Annotated in this window: 3 protein-coding genes; 1 reads left to right on the forward strand and 2 read right to left on the reverse strand. The window is 50.0% G+C overall.

Features of this window, described 5'->3' with window-relative positions; all coding sequences use genetic code 11:
* Window positions 1–17: 17 nt before the first annotated feature.
* Both FCL42_RS03865 and ovoA read right to left on the reverse strand, forming a co-directional pair.
* On the reverse strand, window positions 18–2072 hold the full coding sequence (locus tag FCL42_RS03865; RefSeq protein WP_136862066.1) for a UvrD-helicase domain-containing protein: 2055 nt from the start codon (window positions 2070–2072) through the stop codon (window positions 18–20).
* 97 nt (window positions 2073–2169) lie between these two features.
* Window positions 2170–4263: a 5-histidylcysteine sulfoxide synthase gene (ovoA, locus tag FCL42_RS03870; RefSeq protein WP_136862067.1), complete on the reverse strand. Its 2094-nt coding sequence runs from the start codon at window positions 4261–4263 to the stop codon at window positions 2170–2172.
* A 157-nt stretch (window positions 4264–4420) separates the two neighbouring features.
* On the opposite strand from ovoA, the gene FCL42_RS03875 reads away from it, so the two are divergent.
* Window positions 4421–19543 (forward strand): retention module-containing protein, encoded by a 15123-nt coding sequence (locus FCL42_RS03875; RefSeq protein ID WP_136862068.1) that lies wholly within the window; start codon window positions 4421–4423, stop codon window positions 19541–19543.
* The last annotated feature ends 57 nt before the right edge of the window (window positions 19544–19600 follow it).

Genomic DNA, 19600 nt, shown 5'->3' on the forward strand with positions numbered 1-19600 from the left:
GGATCCAGTTGCCTCCATTAGTCCTTATCGGTCAATAACTGATGCAACTCCCGTACAAATTCACTGGGCTGTTCAGAGTTTGCCACGACAAAGCACTGTCGCTTGGCCCGAGTTAAGGCCACATAAAACAGCCTTCGCTCTTCGGCATGGGCGTAGTGTTCTTGTTTAGGCAGCATCGCTTCCAGCGCAGGGTGGCTTGGTTTGGTTGACGGAAAGCCGTGATGGCCGTTACTCAGCCCTAAAACGATAACCCAATCCGCCTGTTTGCCTTTGCTGGCATGAACGGTATCAGAATTGATGCTTAGGGTTGGGTGCTGGGCGCGCAGCTGAGCCAACTGATCACCTTTTGGCAGCTGAAAGCCAAATCGTGCCAGCAGGTAGATGGACTCCCCGGGCTTGGCTCGAGATGCCACCGCGACCACGATCTTATCCAACGGCTGGCTGTCATCCACAAGCACCACCCCTGGATTATCCCCTTGGGAGAAGCTTTTTACTTGTTTTGGTAGCTGCGCTGGGTTTTTGCAGACAAATGCCGTGGAAATTTGGTTTAAGGCATCACCATAGCGGAAGGTGATGTCTAGGTTGGTTTGACTGGTCGGCCCAAAGAACTCACGAAACCCGGTGGTTAGGCTGATGTCACTGCCGGTAAAGCGGTAGATGGATTGCCAATCATCGCCGACGGCAAACAGCGCATCGGCGTGACGATTCAGTGCTCGAATAAGGTGAGCTCTAGGACGAGAGATATCTTGAAACTCATCCACCAGAAGGTGGGTCCAAGGAGAGACAAATTTACCGCTACGCACATAGCGATGAGCCTTGTCGATCATGTCGATAAAATCGATCTCATCTTGTTGTCGCAGATGACGGTTGTAGGCTTCTACCAAAGTCACCAGTATTGGCTTTAGATTCCGCAGTTCCTGATGCTGCATCGGCCCAAGAGCCAATCGGTACTGTTTAAATTCCGGCAGCAGTTCAACCAGCAACTTAGTGGTTTTCTTGATGGAGCCTTGCAGCTTAAAAAACTGGATTCGACCACCGCTGTCCAGCCCCAGCTGCTTCATCTTGCGGTATTGCTCCATCGCCTTTTTATTGGGCTGTAAGCTTGGGTCTTGTTCAATCAGGCGCAGCAGAGTTCGGCGATACTCTGGCTGTTTGAGGTGCTCGGTGAGGTGCTGGCCAACCCAAGCCGTTAGCGCTCTAGGCTTGGTGGCAAGATCGGATACCTTAGGTAACTTACCCTCGACCTTGGTGATGATCGCCATCCCCAATGAATGAAAGGTGCTGCAGTTTACCCCTTTGGCGTCGTTGCCCAGTTTGTTGTGCAATCGCTCGCCGATCTCGTTCGCCGCTTGTTTGCCAAAGGCCATGATCAGCATCTGCCCCGGGTGACATTGGCCACTTTTTAACAAGTATGCGGCGCGCCCAACCAAGGTGGAGGTTTTGCCGCTGCCGGCACCGGCCAACACCAGATTGGCGTCGTTACTGGTAACGCAGGCGATGCGCTGTTTCTTGGTCAGAGGGTGGTCTTCAATCTCATCGAAGAGGTCTTGGTATTGCGACAATTGGCCTTGCAGATAATGCTCGCGAATGCGAGTAAGGGTGTGCTCGTCCGCATTGGCCATCTGCTGTAGAAATTGAAACTGTTTTTGTGCCAAAGGGTTCAATTGCTGAGCATCAAAATCCTTAGGCCAGCCTTGATAGGATTGCTCCACCAACTCTTTGAGCACAAGCCAACGGCTTTGAGAGAGATAGCCCTGACTTAACAGCCCCTTTATCTGCTGAATCTGCTGCGGCAGGGCCTGTTGTTTGTCATCAAGCCAAAACTGATAACAGCGTTCAACAAAGGCTTTGGCATCGGCTTTGGCGTACCAACTTAGGCTTTGGGTTTTATCTGCGCTCGTGAGATTCACCGTGGAGAACAGCATGCCGTTGTCGAGCTGAATAGGACCGAATAGGGTATGCCAGGGAATGGGATCATCCCGATTGACCTGCAATCCAGATTCGGATGCAGTGACAGGAAGATTGGACAGTGCAAACAGGCGTCCCCAAAAACGGCGTTGTAGGATCGACATAACTCACGACATAAGAAAGCAAAACAGGATTACACCGGATTATTTTCCGCGGTGCAATCCTGCTTCGACGATTGAACTTCAACTGATTAGTCGCTAATCACAATTTCTTCCAGATCGTCAATTCAGAGACGCTGTGCTGGAATTTACGGCGGGTTTCTCGAATCACAAAGGGCAGGTCTTGTCGATGCAACAACTGATACTCTTGGCAAAGCAACTCGTTAATCGCCTCAAAGCTCGAGAGGGTTTCGCCGTCGATCTTTTTGGCACCTAGCCACTGCTCTTTAGGAGTAAATTCTTCAAGCCAGGTATAGGGTGAGAGCAGCACCAGCACGCCATCAGAGGTGAGACGCTCGCCAATTTGATTGAGGAACTGGGTTGGATTGGCCAATCGATCCAACAAGTTAGAGGCTAAGACTAGATCGTATTGGGTGAATTGGGGCTTAAGGTTACAGGCATCCCCTTGGGAGAAATGAATGTTATCGACCAGATCCTGCGCGTTCAGCGCTTCTAGTGACACGGACTTGTAGTCGACCAACTCACCTTCGGTGGCGATGGTATATCGCTTGTGTCCATGGTTAATCAGGTCCCAGCCCTGTTGAATGAAGCGAGCGGAGAAATCGATACCGTCCACGTGCGCAAAGTGCCGAGCCAACTCGATGCTGCTTCGCCCTACGGAACAGCCGATATCCAACGCACGAGCGCGACCACTTAAGTGTGGCACGATGACGTTCACGGCACTTTCGCAGAAGTTATCGACATTAAAGTAGCGATCCCCGTAGTGAAACTCGAGATACTGGGACACCATGGTATCGGTTTCGTAGACGTTGTTTTCCACCAGCGTTGGCGCTTGTTCGGAGCTAACGTACCGAAAACCACAGTGTTGGAAAAAATGCCGCCTGAAGGCGTAACGGGAGTAGGGAAGGGATTCATTACCGGTAGATATCCAAGACCCTCCCTTCATCAGGTTATGTTTACCATCAAAAGTAGGCGTGGAAAAGTCGTCATACAGGGGGTGGACTTCAAAGCCGTTAAAGCCATCTATGGTAGATTGCGTCCACTGCCAAACGTTACCAACAATGTCGTAGAGTGCGCCTTGTGGATTGGCGTCCACTGGCGTTGAACTGGCGTATTGAGCAAGATGGATGTTCCCGGGGAAGCTTTGCCATTGGGGGTTGTTCTCTGGAACCTGCTGTCTTAAAAGCTGCCATTCGGCTTCCGTAGGCAAGCGTACGTCCTCTTGGCTGGTGTCGGACTTCCATCGGCAGAATGCAGCAGCCTCAAGTTGATTGACTTCAACGGGCCAGTTTAGAGGTAAAGGGATCTCCTCGGTAAGGTTTCGCTGCAACCAGTTTTCTCCGTGTTTTACCCAAAAACGGGGGTGGTTTCGGTTCTGAAAGCTGAGCCAGTGTTTGCCCTCTTCATCCCAATACTGGGATTGCTGGTAACCACCTGCGGTGACAAATTCGAGAAATTCCTGATTGCTGACCAAAAATTGGCTGGCTTTAAAATCGGCAAGAGTCAGTGGCAGGTTGCCGTATTCGTTATCCCAGCCGTAGCCGTCGCTGTGTTGTGGACGGCCTAAGATCAAATTGCCGCCCTCTATATCGACCAGAGCGTTGCGAGGCGCGCTGGATGATTTCTCGCACGCTGACCAGTTTGAGTGAGGCTGTACGTCATCAAGGGGAAGCTGGCGGATGATCACCGACGAGGTTTCCAGGTGAATTCGTTCGTGTTCAATGCCCATCAGAATAAGCCATGCTGGACTATCCGGCGTGATTGGCAAAGACAGCTCCATGGTGTCAATAAATCGATTGACCAATACGCTAACCCGGTCACGATAGTCCCGGACCTCGCTTATTTGGGGCCAGTCATAGTTCTTTTCATCCAGATCATCCCAGCTCATCTCATCCACACCAACGGCAAACATGGATTCGAACTTAGGGTTGATGCGATGCTCGATTAACTTCGCCAGTTTGAGTTTGTTGATGAAGAAAGTGGCGGTGTGGCCAAAGTAGAATACCAGCGGGTGCCGAAGTGGTTCGGCTTTAAGGTAATAGCTTGCGTCTGCTTTTATCACCTCAAATAGGGATTCGTACAAGGTCCAGCTTTGGTTGAAGTAAGCCTTTATCTCAGCACGTTTCTGTTCAATATTGTCGCCATGCAGCGATGGTGTTTGTAGTAGCTGTTCCATTTTTATCTCACTTCCCTGAATACACAACTGTTTCAGTTTAGCCCCTGTATACGACAGTAAAATAAAAAAAGATCCTTGTTATAAGCAGCTTGCACTCATTTTTTGGAATCGTTGCTACGCTTTAGAGGGTGACTAGTGAACGTCAGGGAGAGACGACATGGATCCGGTAATCGTTAAATCGGTAAAAGGCGATGCATTCGCAATTGATGAGAAATCTAAGCAGCTGTATCCCTTAGCCGAAGGGGGCGTACTCACCCCTGGTGATAAGGTACTGGTTCCAGAAGGCAGTAAAGTTTTGCTTTATCAAGGGCAAGAGCAGGAGGTCGAAGTCAATGCCTGTGAATACTGCACTATCGGCGAAGTTATCCATCCTAAGCCGACACAAAGCAGCGAGGCTTGGATGTCTACGCTGTTTGATTCGCTTCAAAAAGCGCTTGCTGAGGGTAAAGATCCCACAGAGGTGTTAGAACCTGCAGAGTCCATCAGTGATGTGGGCTCTCATGAGCACGGAGAGGGAGCATTTATTTATGCCCAGCGCGAGCAAACCATCGCGAGCGCTGGCTACGATACCGCCTACGCCAATAGTGATGACCTCCAACAACCGTTTTTCGGCGATCTCTCCCAGGCCATTTTTGATGATTCACTAACGGGTTATATTATTGAAGGCCAAGCTATCTCAGGCAACGTAGCAACCCTGTTTAGTGATAATGGTTTTGGCTTTAATGCGCTTCATCGAATCAATGGCACCCCAATTGAGAGTTTGGAACAGCCGCAAAGCGGTGAGTATCAGGGGTGGTATCTTCTACCGACAGAGATCGGCAATCTCTACATCAAGCCTGACGGACAGTTCATATTGGACGCTCCAGATAATCAAGATCACAGTAGCCTTGAGACTCTGTTGCGCCAATTTGAGCTGCAAGCGACAGATTCCAGCGGTCAAGTACAAAGCTTAACGGTTACCCTTGGAGTGCAGGAGGGCTCTGACGCAACTGCAGCCCTTACTCAAGGGGTGACCAGTGATGACGGCCAAGGCGATACGGTCACCATTTTGATAGAGAGAGGCTCAGATGAGCTTGACCTTGGTAGCATCGCGTTCGACCTTCCAGCCATCTTAAGTCAGTTGAATGGCTTAGCACTATCACAAAACGGCGTGTTAATTCAGCCCAGCCTTGATTTGATGGACTCAACGTTAACGGTACGGGATCAAAATGGCGAGGCGCTGTTCCAGTTTGAGCTTGGAGTGCCGACTTTAGATGAGGGGGGCAATCTAAACCTTCCCCTGTCGATTCGTCAGCTACAGCCCCTGGATCATCAGCAACAGAGTGATCAATTTAGATTCTCGATATTTGTCACCGCTCAAGATAGTGATGGAGACTCAGTTCTCGCCGAAACTCAAATTTCGGTTATTGACGGCCAACCGTCGATTAGTGACGCCTCTGGCGCCGTTATTGAAACCGTAGGTGGGGCGACTTTAACGGGTAATCTACTTGAGAACTCAAGCTTTGGCGCCGATGCCAATGGCAAGCTGACGGAGATTCTAGGTGTCGAACTTTCAAGCCTCACTCCCATTGGTTCTGGGCCCCTTGCTGATTACGTTCAGATAGCAACTGAATTTGGCACTCTGTTTGTAAATCAAAGTGGTGATTTTCAGGTCTTGGTGAATGACAATCTTTTCCATCAATTACAGGACAGCGTATTGCAGTTTTCACTGCCATTTATTGCCGAAGATGGAGATGGCGATGCCGGCGAGGGAACATTTAGGTTAAGTGTTGAGGATGGTGCAGCGCCCACTGCTGACAGCATCACTTTTCAAAGCACCGATGGCGGCTCGCAGCAAACTTTGAACCTAACCATTGAGCGTGGTTCTGACGCCTTAGATATGGACGCCATCGGTTTTGACCTCGATAGAACGTTAACGGAGCTTGCTAAGCTTGATTTAACTTCCGGTGGAGAAGCGTTAGCACTGGAAAATGCTGAAATTCGAAATGGTGAGCTACTGCTCTTGGGGCAGTCTGGGCAACCGATTTTAGGGATTAAGCTCAATGACGCCATAGCAGTTGAAGGGGATGCGATTCTGCCCATTACTGTGACCCAATATGGGCCTTTAGATCACGTCAATAACAGCGACCTAATCTCAATTCCGTTCTTTATCAGCGCATCCGATAGCGATCATGATCAAATCAGTATTGGCGCATTGATCAATGTATCTGACTCAAAGCCAATTAACGTCGAGCAGACTCAATCCATAACGGAAAAGGAAGGGGGCGCCACACTATCTGGTCAGCTTTTTACTGATGGAGATTTAGGCGCTGATGGCGCTGGGGGGCTGGTAGAGATTCAAGGTGTTGATTTTGGATCGCTCCCCGTGGTCGACGAAGGCATTTATTCAGGTTTTTCGTTGATGGAGTTTGCTCAGGGCGATCTTTTTGTAGACAAACTGGGCAACTATCACTTGGAGGTCAGAGACAACCTTGATCATGGTGAGGTGGAGCAACTTATCGCCTTTGCCATCGATTTTCGATTTGAAGACGGAGATGGTGACAGCGCGCTTGGAACGCTGACGGTAAATATCCAAGATGGTGTGGGCCCTAGCGCAGAGTCTATTGAGCTTTTCACGTCAGACGAAGGGATCGGTGATTTCGCTCAAATCCGTATTGCGCGAGGTTCGGATCAGATTGACATCGACAGTATTGGGTTTGATGTCGATGCGATTATGTCGGCGATCGCGTCTGCTGGACTCAGTAGCACCGAAGCCGCCATTACTGTTGATGGCATCAGTGTGGTTGATGATGCTCTAGTTCTGTCTGATTCCCTTGGAAATGTGGTGTTTGAATTTACCCTCGGCCAAGCTGAGGAAACCGCAGAAGGCGACTGGATTCAGCCTATCTCAGTGTCGCAATTGATGGCCATGAAACATGATGAGGGTTTAGATCAGCTCGATTTTGATATTTTCATTTCGGCATCGGATACGGACAACGATCTTATTAGTATTCCTGCCACTATCCAGGTTACGGATTCGGGCCCTACCATTGTGGACAGCCAAAATCAGATTACTGAGCTGGCGGGCGGTGCGTTGGTTTCAGGCAATTTATTGGATAACTCCGACTTTGGCGCTGATGGTGCTGGCGGCGTAATTTCGGTAAATGGGGTGAATTTGACGGTAAGCTCAACCATTTCTGGAGGCCCCTTTGACGGAAAAGTTGAGATTGATGTTGAAAATGGCACTTTGTATGTAGACGGTCAGGGAAACTACGACTATGTCGCTGATGACAACTTGAACCATGGCGACCCGGAAGTGCCATTGTCAATTCAAGTGCCATTTACAGCCACAGATTCAGATGGTGACTCAGGTCAAGCTAGTTTGACCCTGACGGTCCTAGATGGCGCGCCCCCCGTTGCATCGACCTCAGAATTTGAAACCTTCGATGCCGGCGCTGTAGATAGCCAAATGATCACCATTGCTAGAGGCTCCGATCAATTGAATGCATCGAGCTTAGGGTTTGACATTTCGTCAATACAATCTGATCTGGCTTCCCTAAACCTCACTGCTGGCGGCGTGGCGCTGGATATTGATGCCATCAGCATTGATGGCAATGTGATGACAATTATTGACGCTGATAACTCGCCAATCTTGACCATTGCCTTGGGCGAGCCTTTAGATAACGGCGGCGATCTTAGCGTTCCGGTAGTAGTATCTCAGTATCAATCCCTTGATCACAATGTCGGCAGTGATCAACTGTTGATTCCGATTACGTTACATATCAGTGATACGGATAACGACACCATATTATTGCCGTTGGAGCTAACCATTACTGACGATGGCCCGACAGTCAATGATAGTAGCATTCAACTCACAGAGCAGGCGGGAGTCGCACTAGTTTCGGGGCAGCTCATTAATGACCCACAAAATGCGACACATTATGGTGCCGATGGTTCTGGGCAATTAACTGAGTTTAATGGCGTGGCGTTGGACACCTTGTCACCGGTAAGCGGCGGCAATTATGACGGTTACTACGAGTTTAACCTGCCAGAGGGCAGTCTCTATGTTGCTCGTGATGGTCAGTATCACTTTGAAGCGCTAGATAACCTAGACCACGGCGACCCGCAAGCGCCAATTGTGCTCAACCTGCCGTTCGTGATCACCGATTTTGATGGCGACAGCGATGGTGGCCAGTTGTCTATTACCATCCATGATGGTGACGGCGCGACAAGCTCTGCTGTCTCTTTAGAGACCTATGATGCCGATACTCAAGTTGGCGTTTCCAGCGCCAGTGCGACGCTGCAGATTCAGCGAGGCTCAGATGAGGTCGACCTGACCAGCTTCCAGTTTGATCTAATTTCCATTGCCAGTGAGCTTGCCGGAATGGGTTTAAGCTCCGCTGGCAATGCCATCGATGGCAGTAACCTAAGTTTGGTGGGCAGCACGCTAACTATTTTAGATAGCGACAGTAATCCGGTGTTTGAGTTAACTTTGGGTACTGCGGTTGCTGATGGCAGCGGCGATGCCAGCGTGCCCATTAGCATCAACCAACTGGCAGCGCTGGATCATATCGGCGCAAACTCGGATTCCATCACGATTCCAATCGCACTGAGTGGCAGCGATATCGACAACGACCCCATTGCGCTTACCGCCAACCTCACCGTTAATGATGATGGCCCAACCATCGAAGACAGCAGCAATCAGGTTACTGAAGCCGCAGGCGGATCTGTCGTGTCTGGCAACTTGCTGGATAATTCGAGCTTTGGCGGCGATGGCGCTGGGGAGGTTACCAAGGTTAATGGTGTAACCCTGTCTTTGCTTACGCCCATTGTTGGCGGTGCCTATGATGGCAAGGTCGAAATCGATATCGAAAATGGCACCCTGTATGTGGATGCCGATGGTAATTACGACTTTGTGGCGGATGACAACCTGAATCACGGCGATCCAGAAGTATCGCTGTCAGTTAACGTGCCCTTTGTAGCTCGAGACTCAGATTACGACTATGAAGGGGCCACCTTAACCTTAACCGTGACGGATGGCGCAGCGCCAACTGCGGTGACTACCGACTTTACCACCAGCGATGTCGGCAGCGTTGATAGTCAAACGGTAACCGTAAGTCGTGGCTCTGATGCCCTTGATCCGGCAAGCCTTGGTTTTGACCTTGAGACCATCAAGTCTGATTTGGCGGCACTTAACTTAAGCTCTGGCGGCATTCCTCTGGATCTCAACGCCATTGCGGTCAGTGGCAATACCTTGAGCATCGCCGATGCCAACAACAATCCGATATTGACCATCAAACTGGGCGCCGCCTCCGATAATGGCGGTAATCTGGACATTCCGGTTACCGTTACCCAGCAAGGGCCACTGGATCATGAGCTATCCAGCGATGCGCTGTCACTGCCCATCACCCTGCAGATAAGCGACAGCGATAATGACGTCATTGCACTGCCGCTCAATCTCACCATCACCGACAGTGGCCCCCAAGTTACCGACACCAATATCGAGCTCACGGAAGCCGAAGGCGGCAACAGTGACAGTGGCTATCTGTTTGATGTAGATGTGTTCGGGCCTGATGGTGCAGGGCAGTTAACTGAGTTTAACGGCGTGGCCTTGGACACCTTGTCACCGATTAGTGGTGGCAATTATGACGGTTACTACGAGTTTAACCTGCCAGAGGGCAGCCTCTACCTTGCCCTAGATGGTCAGTATCACTTTGAAGCGCTAGATAACCTAGACCACGGCGACCCGCAAGCGCCAATCGTGCTCAACCTGCCGTTCGTGATCGCCGATTTTGATGGCGACAGCGATGGCGGCCAGTTGTCTATCACCATCCATGATGGTGACGGCGCGACAAGCTCGGCAGTCTCCTTAGAGACCTATGATGCAGATACTCAGTCTGGAATTTCTAGCGACAGCGCGACGCTGCAGATTGAGCGAGGCTCAGATGAGGTCGACCTGACCAGCTTCCAATTTGATCTAATTTCCATTGCCAGTGAGCTTGCCGGAATGGGTTTAAGCTCCGCTGGCAATGCCATCGATGGCAGTAACCTAAGTTTGGTGGGCAGCACGCTAACTATTTTAGATAGCGACAGTAATCCGGTGTTTGAGTTAACTTTGGGTACTGCGGTTGCTGATGGCAGCGGCGATGCCAGCGTGCCCATTAGCATCAACCAACTGGCGCCGCTGGATCATATCGGCGCAAGCTCAGATTCCATTGCGATTCCAATTGCACTGAGTGGCAGCGATACCGACAACGATCCCATTACCCTTACCGCGAATCTCACTGTAAACGATGATGGCCCAAGCATTTCTGATAGCAGCAATCAGGTAAATGAAGTGGCAGGGGGCGTAGTGGTGTCCGGCAACTTGCTGGATAATTCGAACTTTGGTGGCGATGGCGCCGGAGAAGTCACCAAGGTTAATGGCTTAACCCTGTCTTTGCTTACCCCCATTGTTGGTGGCCTTTTTGATGGCAAGGTCGAAATCGATATCGAAAACGGCACCTTGTATGTGGACGCCGATGGCAATTACGACTTTGTAGCTGACGACAACTTGGATCATGGTAATCCGGAAACGCCCTTGTCAGTAATTGTGCCATTTGAAGCCAACGACTCCGACGGTGATATCGGCAATGGGAACTTAACCTTAACGGTGACGGATGGCTATGCACCGACTGCGTCGCAAACTTCTTTAGCTGTTGATGAAGCCGATACACAGTTTGACAGTCAATGGCTAACCATTTCTCGGGGCTCAGATGAGTTGTTGGCTGGCAGTTTAGAGTTCGATGAGGAAGCAACCAAGCAGTTATTAGGTCAGCTCAATGTCTCAAGTGGAGGAGAGGCAATTGATACTGAGGCAACGTTGGTTGTTGGCTCAATGATGACGTTGTTTACGGAATCCGGCGTTCCTATTGTCCAGATTCAAATCGGCGCACCTCAATCGCAACCCAATGGCGACCTTATTGCGTCCATTTCGACAACGTTGCTGGCTCCCCTCGACCATCAAAGTGGCGATATGCTTTCCCTTCCCATTCAATTGAGCGCTAGGGATACCGACAATGACAGTGTGAGCACCATTGCTTCTATTGTCATCACCGATGCGGGCGTAGTGGCTTCGCCGATAGATCTGGATTCAGTGGTAGAAGGTGAAACAACCCAGATCCACAACATCCTAAGTGACTCTGAGTTTAATATGGATGGTGGTCAGGTCTTCAGCGTCAATGGTCAAGAGCTTGATGCATCGAATTTAATTCTTGATAGCACCCATCCTGGATTTAACATGCACCGTATTTCGACCCAGTATGGTGAGGTGTGGGTCGATGCCGATGGAAACTACCAATATCAGGCCAACTCTGGGCTTGATCACGGTTTGCAGGAGCAGCTTCAGGAAGCGATAACCGTTGTGGTTAAAGATGGTGATGGTGACAGCAGTAGCATGCAGTTGCTACAGAATGTCACCGATGGTTCACCACCAATCTTTAACGCCAGTAGCAGTGGCCTTTTTGCTGGGCAGGTTGATGAGCAAAATGGCTTTGCTATCCAGTCACAAACCTTAGTCTTTGATCCAGGTAGCGATCCTATAACGCGAGTTGAGCTGTCAGCAGAGCAAACAATATTGGCGTTTCAACAGGCATTTGGAAATGCGCTACCCACGGCACAGGGATCGGCGATCGACCTAAACAATGTGCAATTAAGCCCATCAGGGCAGAGTCTCAAATTGTTCAATCAGGCCGGTGAGCTGGTTATTGAATATCAAATTAGCCAGTTCAGCCTGCAGCAAGATGGCTCAACGAGTGGTGAGCTCTCCGCTATCTCTCATCTGGGGCTTGACCATCTAAACTCCGATCTCATTAATCTTCCTGTCTCTGTCGTTGCCTTTGATCATGATAACGACAGCGTGGCGACCACGACCAGTGTGGTCGTCGTCGATGCTTCACCACAAGCTTTGGACAATTCGGATTCCGTTATCGAAGGGCAGGTCGTTACCGGAAACGTAATCGATAATGACAAATTAGGTACGGATACCGCCCAAATTGATGCAATACGAATAGCAGGTTTTGATCTTGTGCCTAGCCAATCAGGAACGGTGGAATATGCAATTAGTGCCGGTCAAACGCTCACTCTTGAAACGGTTCGGGGCAGCTTATCTATCTCCAGCGATGGCGGTTGGCAGCTAAACGCCGACGATAATCAGCTTCATCCTAATGATATTAGCCTGCCAATCTCGTTGGATTATCGTTTGTTAGATAGCGATGGTGATAACAGCAATTGGGCTGAATTAACCGTGAGCGTGAACGATGGTGAGGTGCGTCAGGGGGGCCAGAGTATCGATCATAGTATTCGAGAAAAGGATCTCGATAATAATGGCTCTAGCACTTACCCGGTAACAAAAACCAGTTCCAAAACCATCACCGACGTAGGAAGCGATGATCTCGACCTATCGACCTTATCCATAGTGCAGGACGCCACTGAGTTAAAAGCGGAGCTGGAGTCCAAACTTACCAGCCTTGGCAGGGCGATTGAAGCTGACATTACCGATACCTCGGTCACCCTTAAAATTGCTGGCACTAATGAGATCGTTGCGACTCTGGAGTACCAAGTTGTCTCAGGTGGCAATGGGCCTGCGGTATCCATGACCTCAACGCTACTTGCACCGCTAGATCACATCAAATCCGCAGACACTGCCGGCGGTGCAGTTAAAGAGCGCTGGGGCAACATTCAATTCAATCTGGATCTGCAGATTTTGGATATCGATGGAGACCCACTGCAGCAGCCCATTGCCGTGACCCATAACTTTAAAGACGGCAGTAAGGCGGGCTTTAGTCAGGGTGACATCGCAGAGCTGGATGAGGGTGGATTAGATACGTCCTCAGAAATTACTGCCAGCGGCACCTTTACCGTGAAGGTCAACTCTGATGAGGTTAATCCTGATTCGTTACGATTCTATGGTAGCGGCCACAGTGCCATCACCTCTGGGGGTGATGCGGTGGTGTTCAGTATTGACTGGAGCGCTGATCCAAGCGGGCGAATTCTAGTCGGTAAGGTCGACGGCCAATTGGCGTTAAAGCTGACCTTGGATACCTTGCCTGATGCGGGTGCTGGCAGCGAAGTGAGTTATTCAGTCACGCAATATCTTCCAATCGACCAAGACCAAGATCAACTAGAAGCGCAGTTTCGAATTCGATACTCCGATACCGACGGTGATGTCACCAGCAAGCACATTAAGGTAAATCTAATTGATGGTGCTGTGGATGAGCTGACCATTGGCGATACCAGCCACCAATTAACCGAGCCCAATCTTGGCGATAGCTCGGTAATCATTGATGATTCACAAGCCGGAGAACTTGGAAACCTTGCCAGCTTAACACTCACCACGGCCAGTGACGCCATTAGCAATATCGAGTTTGATTACACCTCAGGGCAGCAACTTACTGGCATTTCCCATGATGGTTCAGCGGTTCACATTTTTGAGGTTAACGGACAGTGGCAAGCATGGTCAGTAGAAGGGGGCAGTGAGTTTAACGATCGCCAAACTCTCATCTTCACACTGGAAAGCCCGAGTCAGTTAGATTCAAACTTAACCATTGCACCCAACTCTACGGCCTCGGTACCGTATCAAATCGAATGGCACAGCTTTATCGATCACAACGGCAGCGACTCCGTGGTTCTGGTATTACCTTTAAAGGCACAAGACAGCGATGGTGACAGCGTAACCGCTGCAATCAGCTTGTCGATACTGGATGGTCAAGACCCACAAGCATCCACTCAAAACCCCAGCGCACAGCAGGAAGTCAATAATGGAGCTCAAGCCGTTATTGCTGGAACGGTAGTGCTTACACAAGGCTCTGACTTTGTTCGTTATAGCATTGATACTGATGCCCTAGAGAGCAATTTAGCGGGCGTCAGCTCTGATGGTTATCCTTTAAGCGTAATTGAAAGTGGCGATGACTACCTCGTTCGCCGCCTTGAAGATGATGGTAGTTACTCTGAGGTGATGAAAGTAGCCTTTGACGGCGTTGGTGGCTATCAGATGATCTTGATGGATAACCTGGATCATACCGGTGGCGACATTCAGTTCCTTTTGCCTATTCTGGTTGCCGATTCGGATGGCGACTCAGTTACGCTGACTCCGCAGATCTCCATTACTGACACCGATATTCAGGCGGCTGATGATGATCTAGGAAGCCTGACCGAAGGGCAAACGGCAAGTTCGGTCACAGGTAAGAACCTGCTTGATAACGATCAACTGGGAGCCGATGCGGATCGCGCTGAAATCGTGCTGTTCCGTTTTGATGGCAATGCCTTCGGTGCAATGAGCAGTTTCAGTCAATCTCTAACCACCCCTCTTGGGGATTTGAGCGTGTTGAGTGACGGCAGCTGGCAATTCGTTGCGAACAACAATTTAGATCATCTAACAAGTGATGAGCTGACTTTGAGTTTTGATTACCTAGTTCAAGATGGCGACGGCGACCAAAGTTGGGCCAGTGTCACTCTGAACCTATTGGACAATGAGGTTAGCTTCAGCGTTGATCCGGCGCAGGGGAATGAAGACAACGGCGATATCGCCTTAAGCCTTGAGCTTAACCTTGGGGATCTCGACCAAAACGAAAGCCATCAAGACCTAATGATTCAACTGCCTCCTGCCGGCACGGGCCAATTATTATTAAATGGAGCCGTCTTAGTGCCGGAGATGGTCGATGGCACTGAGGTCGTCCGCATCTTGGCTTCGGACCTAACGCAAACCTTAGTTAACGGTGAAGCAATAGTCACCATTGATGGCCTGGTATTTCGTCCCGATGAGCACTATTCCGACTTCTCAGCCGATGGTCCGCTAAACCTTGCTGTGAGTATTGATACTACCGACGACTTAAATGGCACCGTCAGTCACAGTGGCAACTTAGCGATCTCCGTCGCCAGTGTGGCCGATGCGCCCAATTGGATTGATACCAGCATCGATACTATTGAAGACCCTGAAAATTTTGGTGCCAGCTTGTTTAATAGTTTCAGTAACAGCGACGGAATTTATGCTGAGTTGGTTGACCAAGATGGTTCGGAGCTGCTGAGTTATCGTTTCGATTCGATTCCAGATGGCATTACCCTTTATCTTGATGGGGCAGAGATTGTACAGGGGCAGGAGTTAAGCGCCGAAGACGCACAGCGAGTCACAGCACTTCCCGATGCCCACGATGCCGGGGTATATACCTTTGGCATTACTGCTATTGCCACTGAGCAGGGTAATCATGCTATCCATACTCATGTATCTCAAACCTCGGCGCAGGTAACCGTAAATGTGTACCCTGTTGTCGACGATGCCAGTACAGAGTTCACCCGCTCCGGGAGCAGTGAAACTGAACAACTCTACAAAGGGGATGAAGATGCCCTCATTGATATTGGCAATCAGATCTCCGCTTCAAGCCCCGATAGCGATGAACATCTCTTTATTCGAGTTCAGGAGGTTAATACCGATGGCGATAACGGTGAGATACTCTATTACTCCGAAGGGAATTGGTTATCGCTAACCTCTTTGCAGTCCGATAATCAACCTCTTCCTTCCGGCATAGAGGCCGAGGGAGACGGGTTTATAATCCCAGCTGAGCTGTTATCAAACCTTGCTTACCTTCCTGACGAAGACCGCAGTTCGGCAACCTTTGACGATGTTCAGATTGAGTTTCAAGCCATCGCTCGTGAACGTACTCAGGATGGACTGGATCCCGTTGCGGGGTTTGAAGAGTCCCGAGGAGAGGTGCTGACATTAACGGTTAATCTACGAGGTGAAATAGACCCAACGGTGCTAGCCGAAACCAATGGCTTTACCAATGAAGTCGATGCCCAAGGCCAACCAACCGGCCGCTTTCTGGCAACTTCAGATGAAGACATGCCTCTCACCTTTAACATCAGCCTGTCTAACGCCGACGATGATGGCTCGGAGTATGTAAACTTTTTAATCCGTCAGCTCGATCCCGCCTTTAAACTGGTTGATGCCAACGGCGATGAACCAGACATCTATGGCTTTGAGCCAATGACAATAGATGGACAAACGGTTCAAGTACCTGTGTATCAAATCACCCAAGCCGATATGGCCGCGGGCACCTATCAATTAACACCACCGAAAGATTTTGCTGGCGACATGGAGCTGATAATCACCTCAAGAGTGATTGAATCCGATGGCAGAAATGGCGCCTTCGACAATCCGTTAAAAGTCAGTTTCACTCCAGTGATTGATACCCAAGATGCCAGTTTTATCATCTCAGGTCAGGAAGCCGAGGTTGGAGATGGAGGTAATCTGGTTTCTGGCGGCGCATCTATCCGGATGACCAACGCCTGGCTTTCCGACAGAGACGGCAGTGAAACCGTACAGGATGCCTCGCTTCAGGCGCCCCAAGGTTTTGCGTTTTACTATCAAGACAACTTGATTACCGAAATAGCCTCTGTCGCTACGCTGCTGTCATTAACGGATGGCGATGAAGGCATCACTGCCTTTTTACAATCAGGCCAACTGATGTTGGTTCCGGTGATTGATAACGGTGGCACCTTGTCCATCGACCCAGACTCACCGTCGATGACCGACGGCCAAAGCAGCGTCCACATTCAGATCGAGATATCAGACCAACAAAATGGCTACCGAAACGATGCGTCTGAGCCTGTAGAGCTGGATATACAGGTTGCATGGCAGGGTGAGGTCGATGGTGAAAGTGTGGATGGAACCGGCTCCGATGCTGATGAAAATACCCGCCTAACTTCACCCACGACTTCGGCGGCATCAGCGCCATTTGGCGTTATCGAACTAAGCGAACATATCGAATTTACCTCTACAGACAGCGATGGCTCAGAGGTGGTAGAGAAATACCGCATCTCAGTCCCCGGCCAACAGGGGTGGACACTGGAGGATGAGCTGGGCAACCCTCTTGGCGTTCATGTTGGCAATGGCGTATGGCTGCTTGAACAAGGAGACCTAGCTGGTGTGCGATTAATTGCTTCCCAAGACGGAGTTTTTGATATTGAAGTGATGGCGGTGGTTAGCGACCTTGGCGATCAGGAAGTCAGAAGCGCAAACTTTAGCGTCGAAACGTCAGGTACCACACCTCTGGGCGGCAACGGCATAGTTGGCGGTTATACCGGCTCGGTGGTGACCAGCGTGGTTGATGGCTCGGAAGATGGGGTAAGAAGCGATGGCTCACCAGATCCGGCATCGTTATCTGGCCACATTAATGTGGAGGCCAGCGGTGATGCTGATGATGTGGTGGTGATTCGCATTGAAGCTGATGAACTGCCAGATGGCGCTTCATTGCTTGGGCCAGTAATCGAGGTGTGGAATGAGCAGCTTGAAATAGAGGCCTACATTATTCATCAGGAGGATCTTGGTGATGTAAGTGTGTCATTGGCAGAACATCAATCGGGGCGGGTGGAGATCGATCTAACGGTGATCATTACTGATCCAACAAGCGGGCGTACTCGCACCGAAGCCGGCGGTGAGTTGCCTCAAGATACTCTGGTCATCGAACTGCTTCCTGTTGCGGATAATCTGGCGACTTTTGCTATCAGCGGCACCGGCACAGAAAGCGAAAATGCACAAGACAATGACACCTTTGCCCTTGGCTTAAACCTAAATCTCAGCGACCAAGATGGGTCAGAGCAAATCACAACCGTCAGTTTAACCCCTCAAGCTGGAGTTACCCTGTTTGGGGATGGCCTAACGCTCAATAACGGTGTGTATCAACTGATTAAAGGTGATTCTGAAACCGACTCCGAGTTTGCCGCCAGAATCGATTCGCTCACCTTTAGGAGCGAGCCTGGTCTGCACGATAACCTCAATATTCGAGTTGAGGTTGCAGTGCTTGACTCCAATAATATCGGCAGTGACAGCTTGGTGAGTAGTAGAAATCTACAGATATGGGTAGACCCGATTAATAACGGGGCAATGCTCACCAGCCAAGATGCCTCCGGAACCGAGGATGGCACTATTACCTTATCTGGGCTCAGCGCCAAGCTAAATGATAGTGACGAGACTTTATCATTAGTGTTGGAAGGGCTGCCCGATGAGAGCTTTTTGAGCGCCGCCGGCACGCCGCTTAATTACAATGGCGACGGCATCTGGCAAATACCCTTAGATCTCCTCGATGCCGATGGCAATCTGCCCGATATCACGGTGTTACCACCGCCGGACTTAAGCGGTGAATTCGAGATTACGCTGAAAGCGGTAAGCAAAGAGCCAACGCTGAGCGAGTTTGCCACGGATTTGAGTCAATTCACCTTAACCATCGCCCCCCAGGCGGATGAGCTGATCATTGATGGCGATATTTCGGCCTCCGGTAATGAGGGAGAGCAGTTGTATATCGACCTAAACCTATCTTCATCGGATCGCTATTTTGATGAGTCAGACACCTCAGAAACCGCAAGACTCACCTTTAGTTTGGATCCCCAGAGCGATTCAACCTTGATTGCTCAAGATGGCGAAAAGCCTTTCGTAGTCTACAACGGCATCCAATACCCACTGAGTTTGGTTAATGGTGTGTGGCTGGTGGTGCTAGAAACTGAGGCCACAAACAGTCAAACAATTTTAGATGAGATCGGTTTTAACAGCGGCGATGGTTTTGGTCAGGGCAGTTTGCTAGTTACTGCTGTGGCGCTGGATAAGTCAGAGGGAGTGACCACGGCACAAGGGGCTGAGGTCACTCGGTCTATTGAGCTAGACATTGCTGCCCAAGCGGACATGCCAACCATTGATGTCGCCGGTGAGATCTCAGCATTAACCGGCGAACTGATTAAGCTGGACGTAGATGTTGACCTAGTTAATCCCGATCAGGATGAACTTAGCGTTCGAGTCAGTGGCCTTGAGTCTGGTCGTCTCACCGACAGTGAAGGCAATGACGTAGGTGACCAGCAGAACGATGGCAGTTACCTCATCGATCCAGATCTATTGGGAAGCCTGTACCTGTCGGACGCCGAAGCAGGGGAGCAAACGCTGGATTTCACGGCAATATCGAACATCAACAATACCGAAATCAGTGCTTTGGATTCGATAGATGTTGATATCGAACTGAGCTTTAACGATCTGCTTGAACCAGAGAACCAGAACGAGCTGGATCAGTTATTGGCAAGCGCAGCCATTGAGTTAGGTGAATTAGATGAAAATGGCTTAGGCAGTGTGACTTTGGTTCTACCTGAAGATAGAGACTCAGATGGCGATAATCGCGTCACCTTAGAGCAGGTTGATTATCAAAGTTGGGGCGTGGCAGCAGATGATCAAACCTCCTTGATGCAGCGATTCTTACAGGAATATCAGGCTGAGTTAGACTCATAACATAAAGGCCCCATGTAGGACTTACTCCAACATGGGGCTTTGTTTATGAGAGATAGC

It is taken from the genome of Ferrimonas aestuarii (assembly GCF_005116665.1).
Classification (GTDB): Bacteria; Pseudomonadota; Gammaproteobacteria; order Enterobacterales; family Shewanellaceae; genus Ferrimonas; species Ferrimonas aestuarii.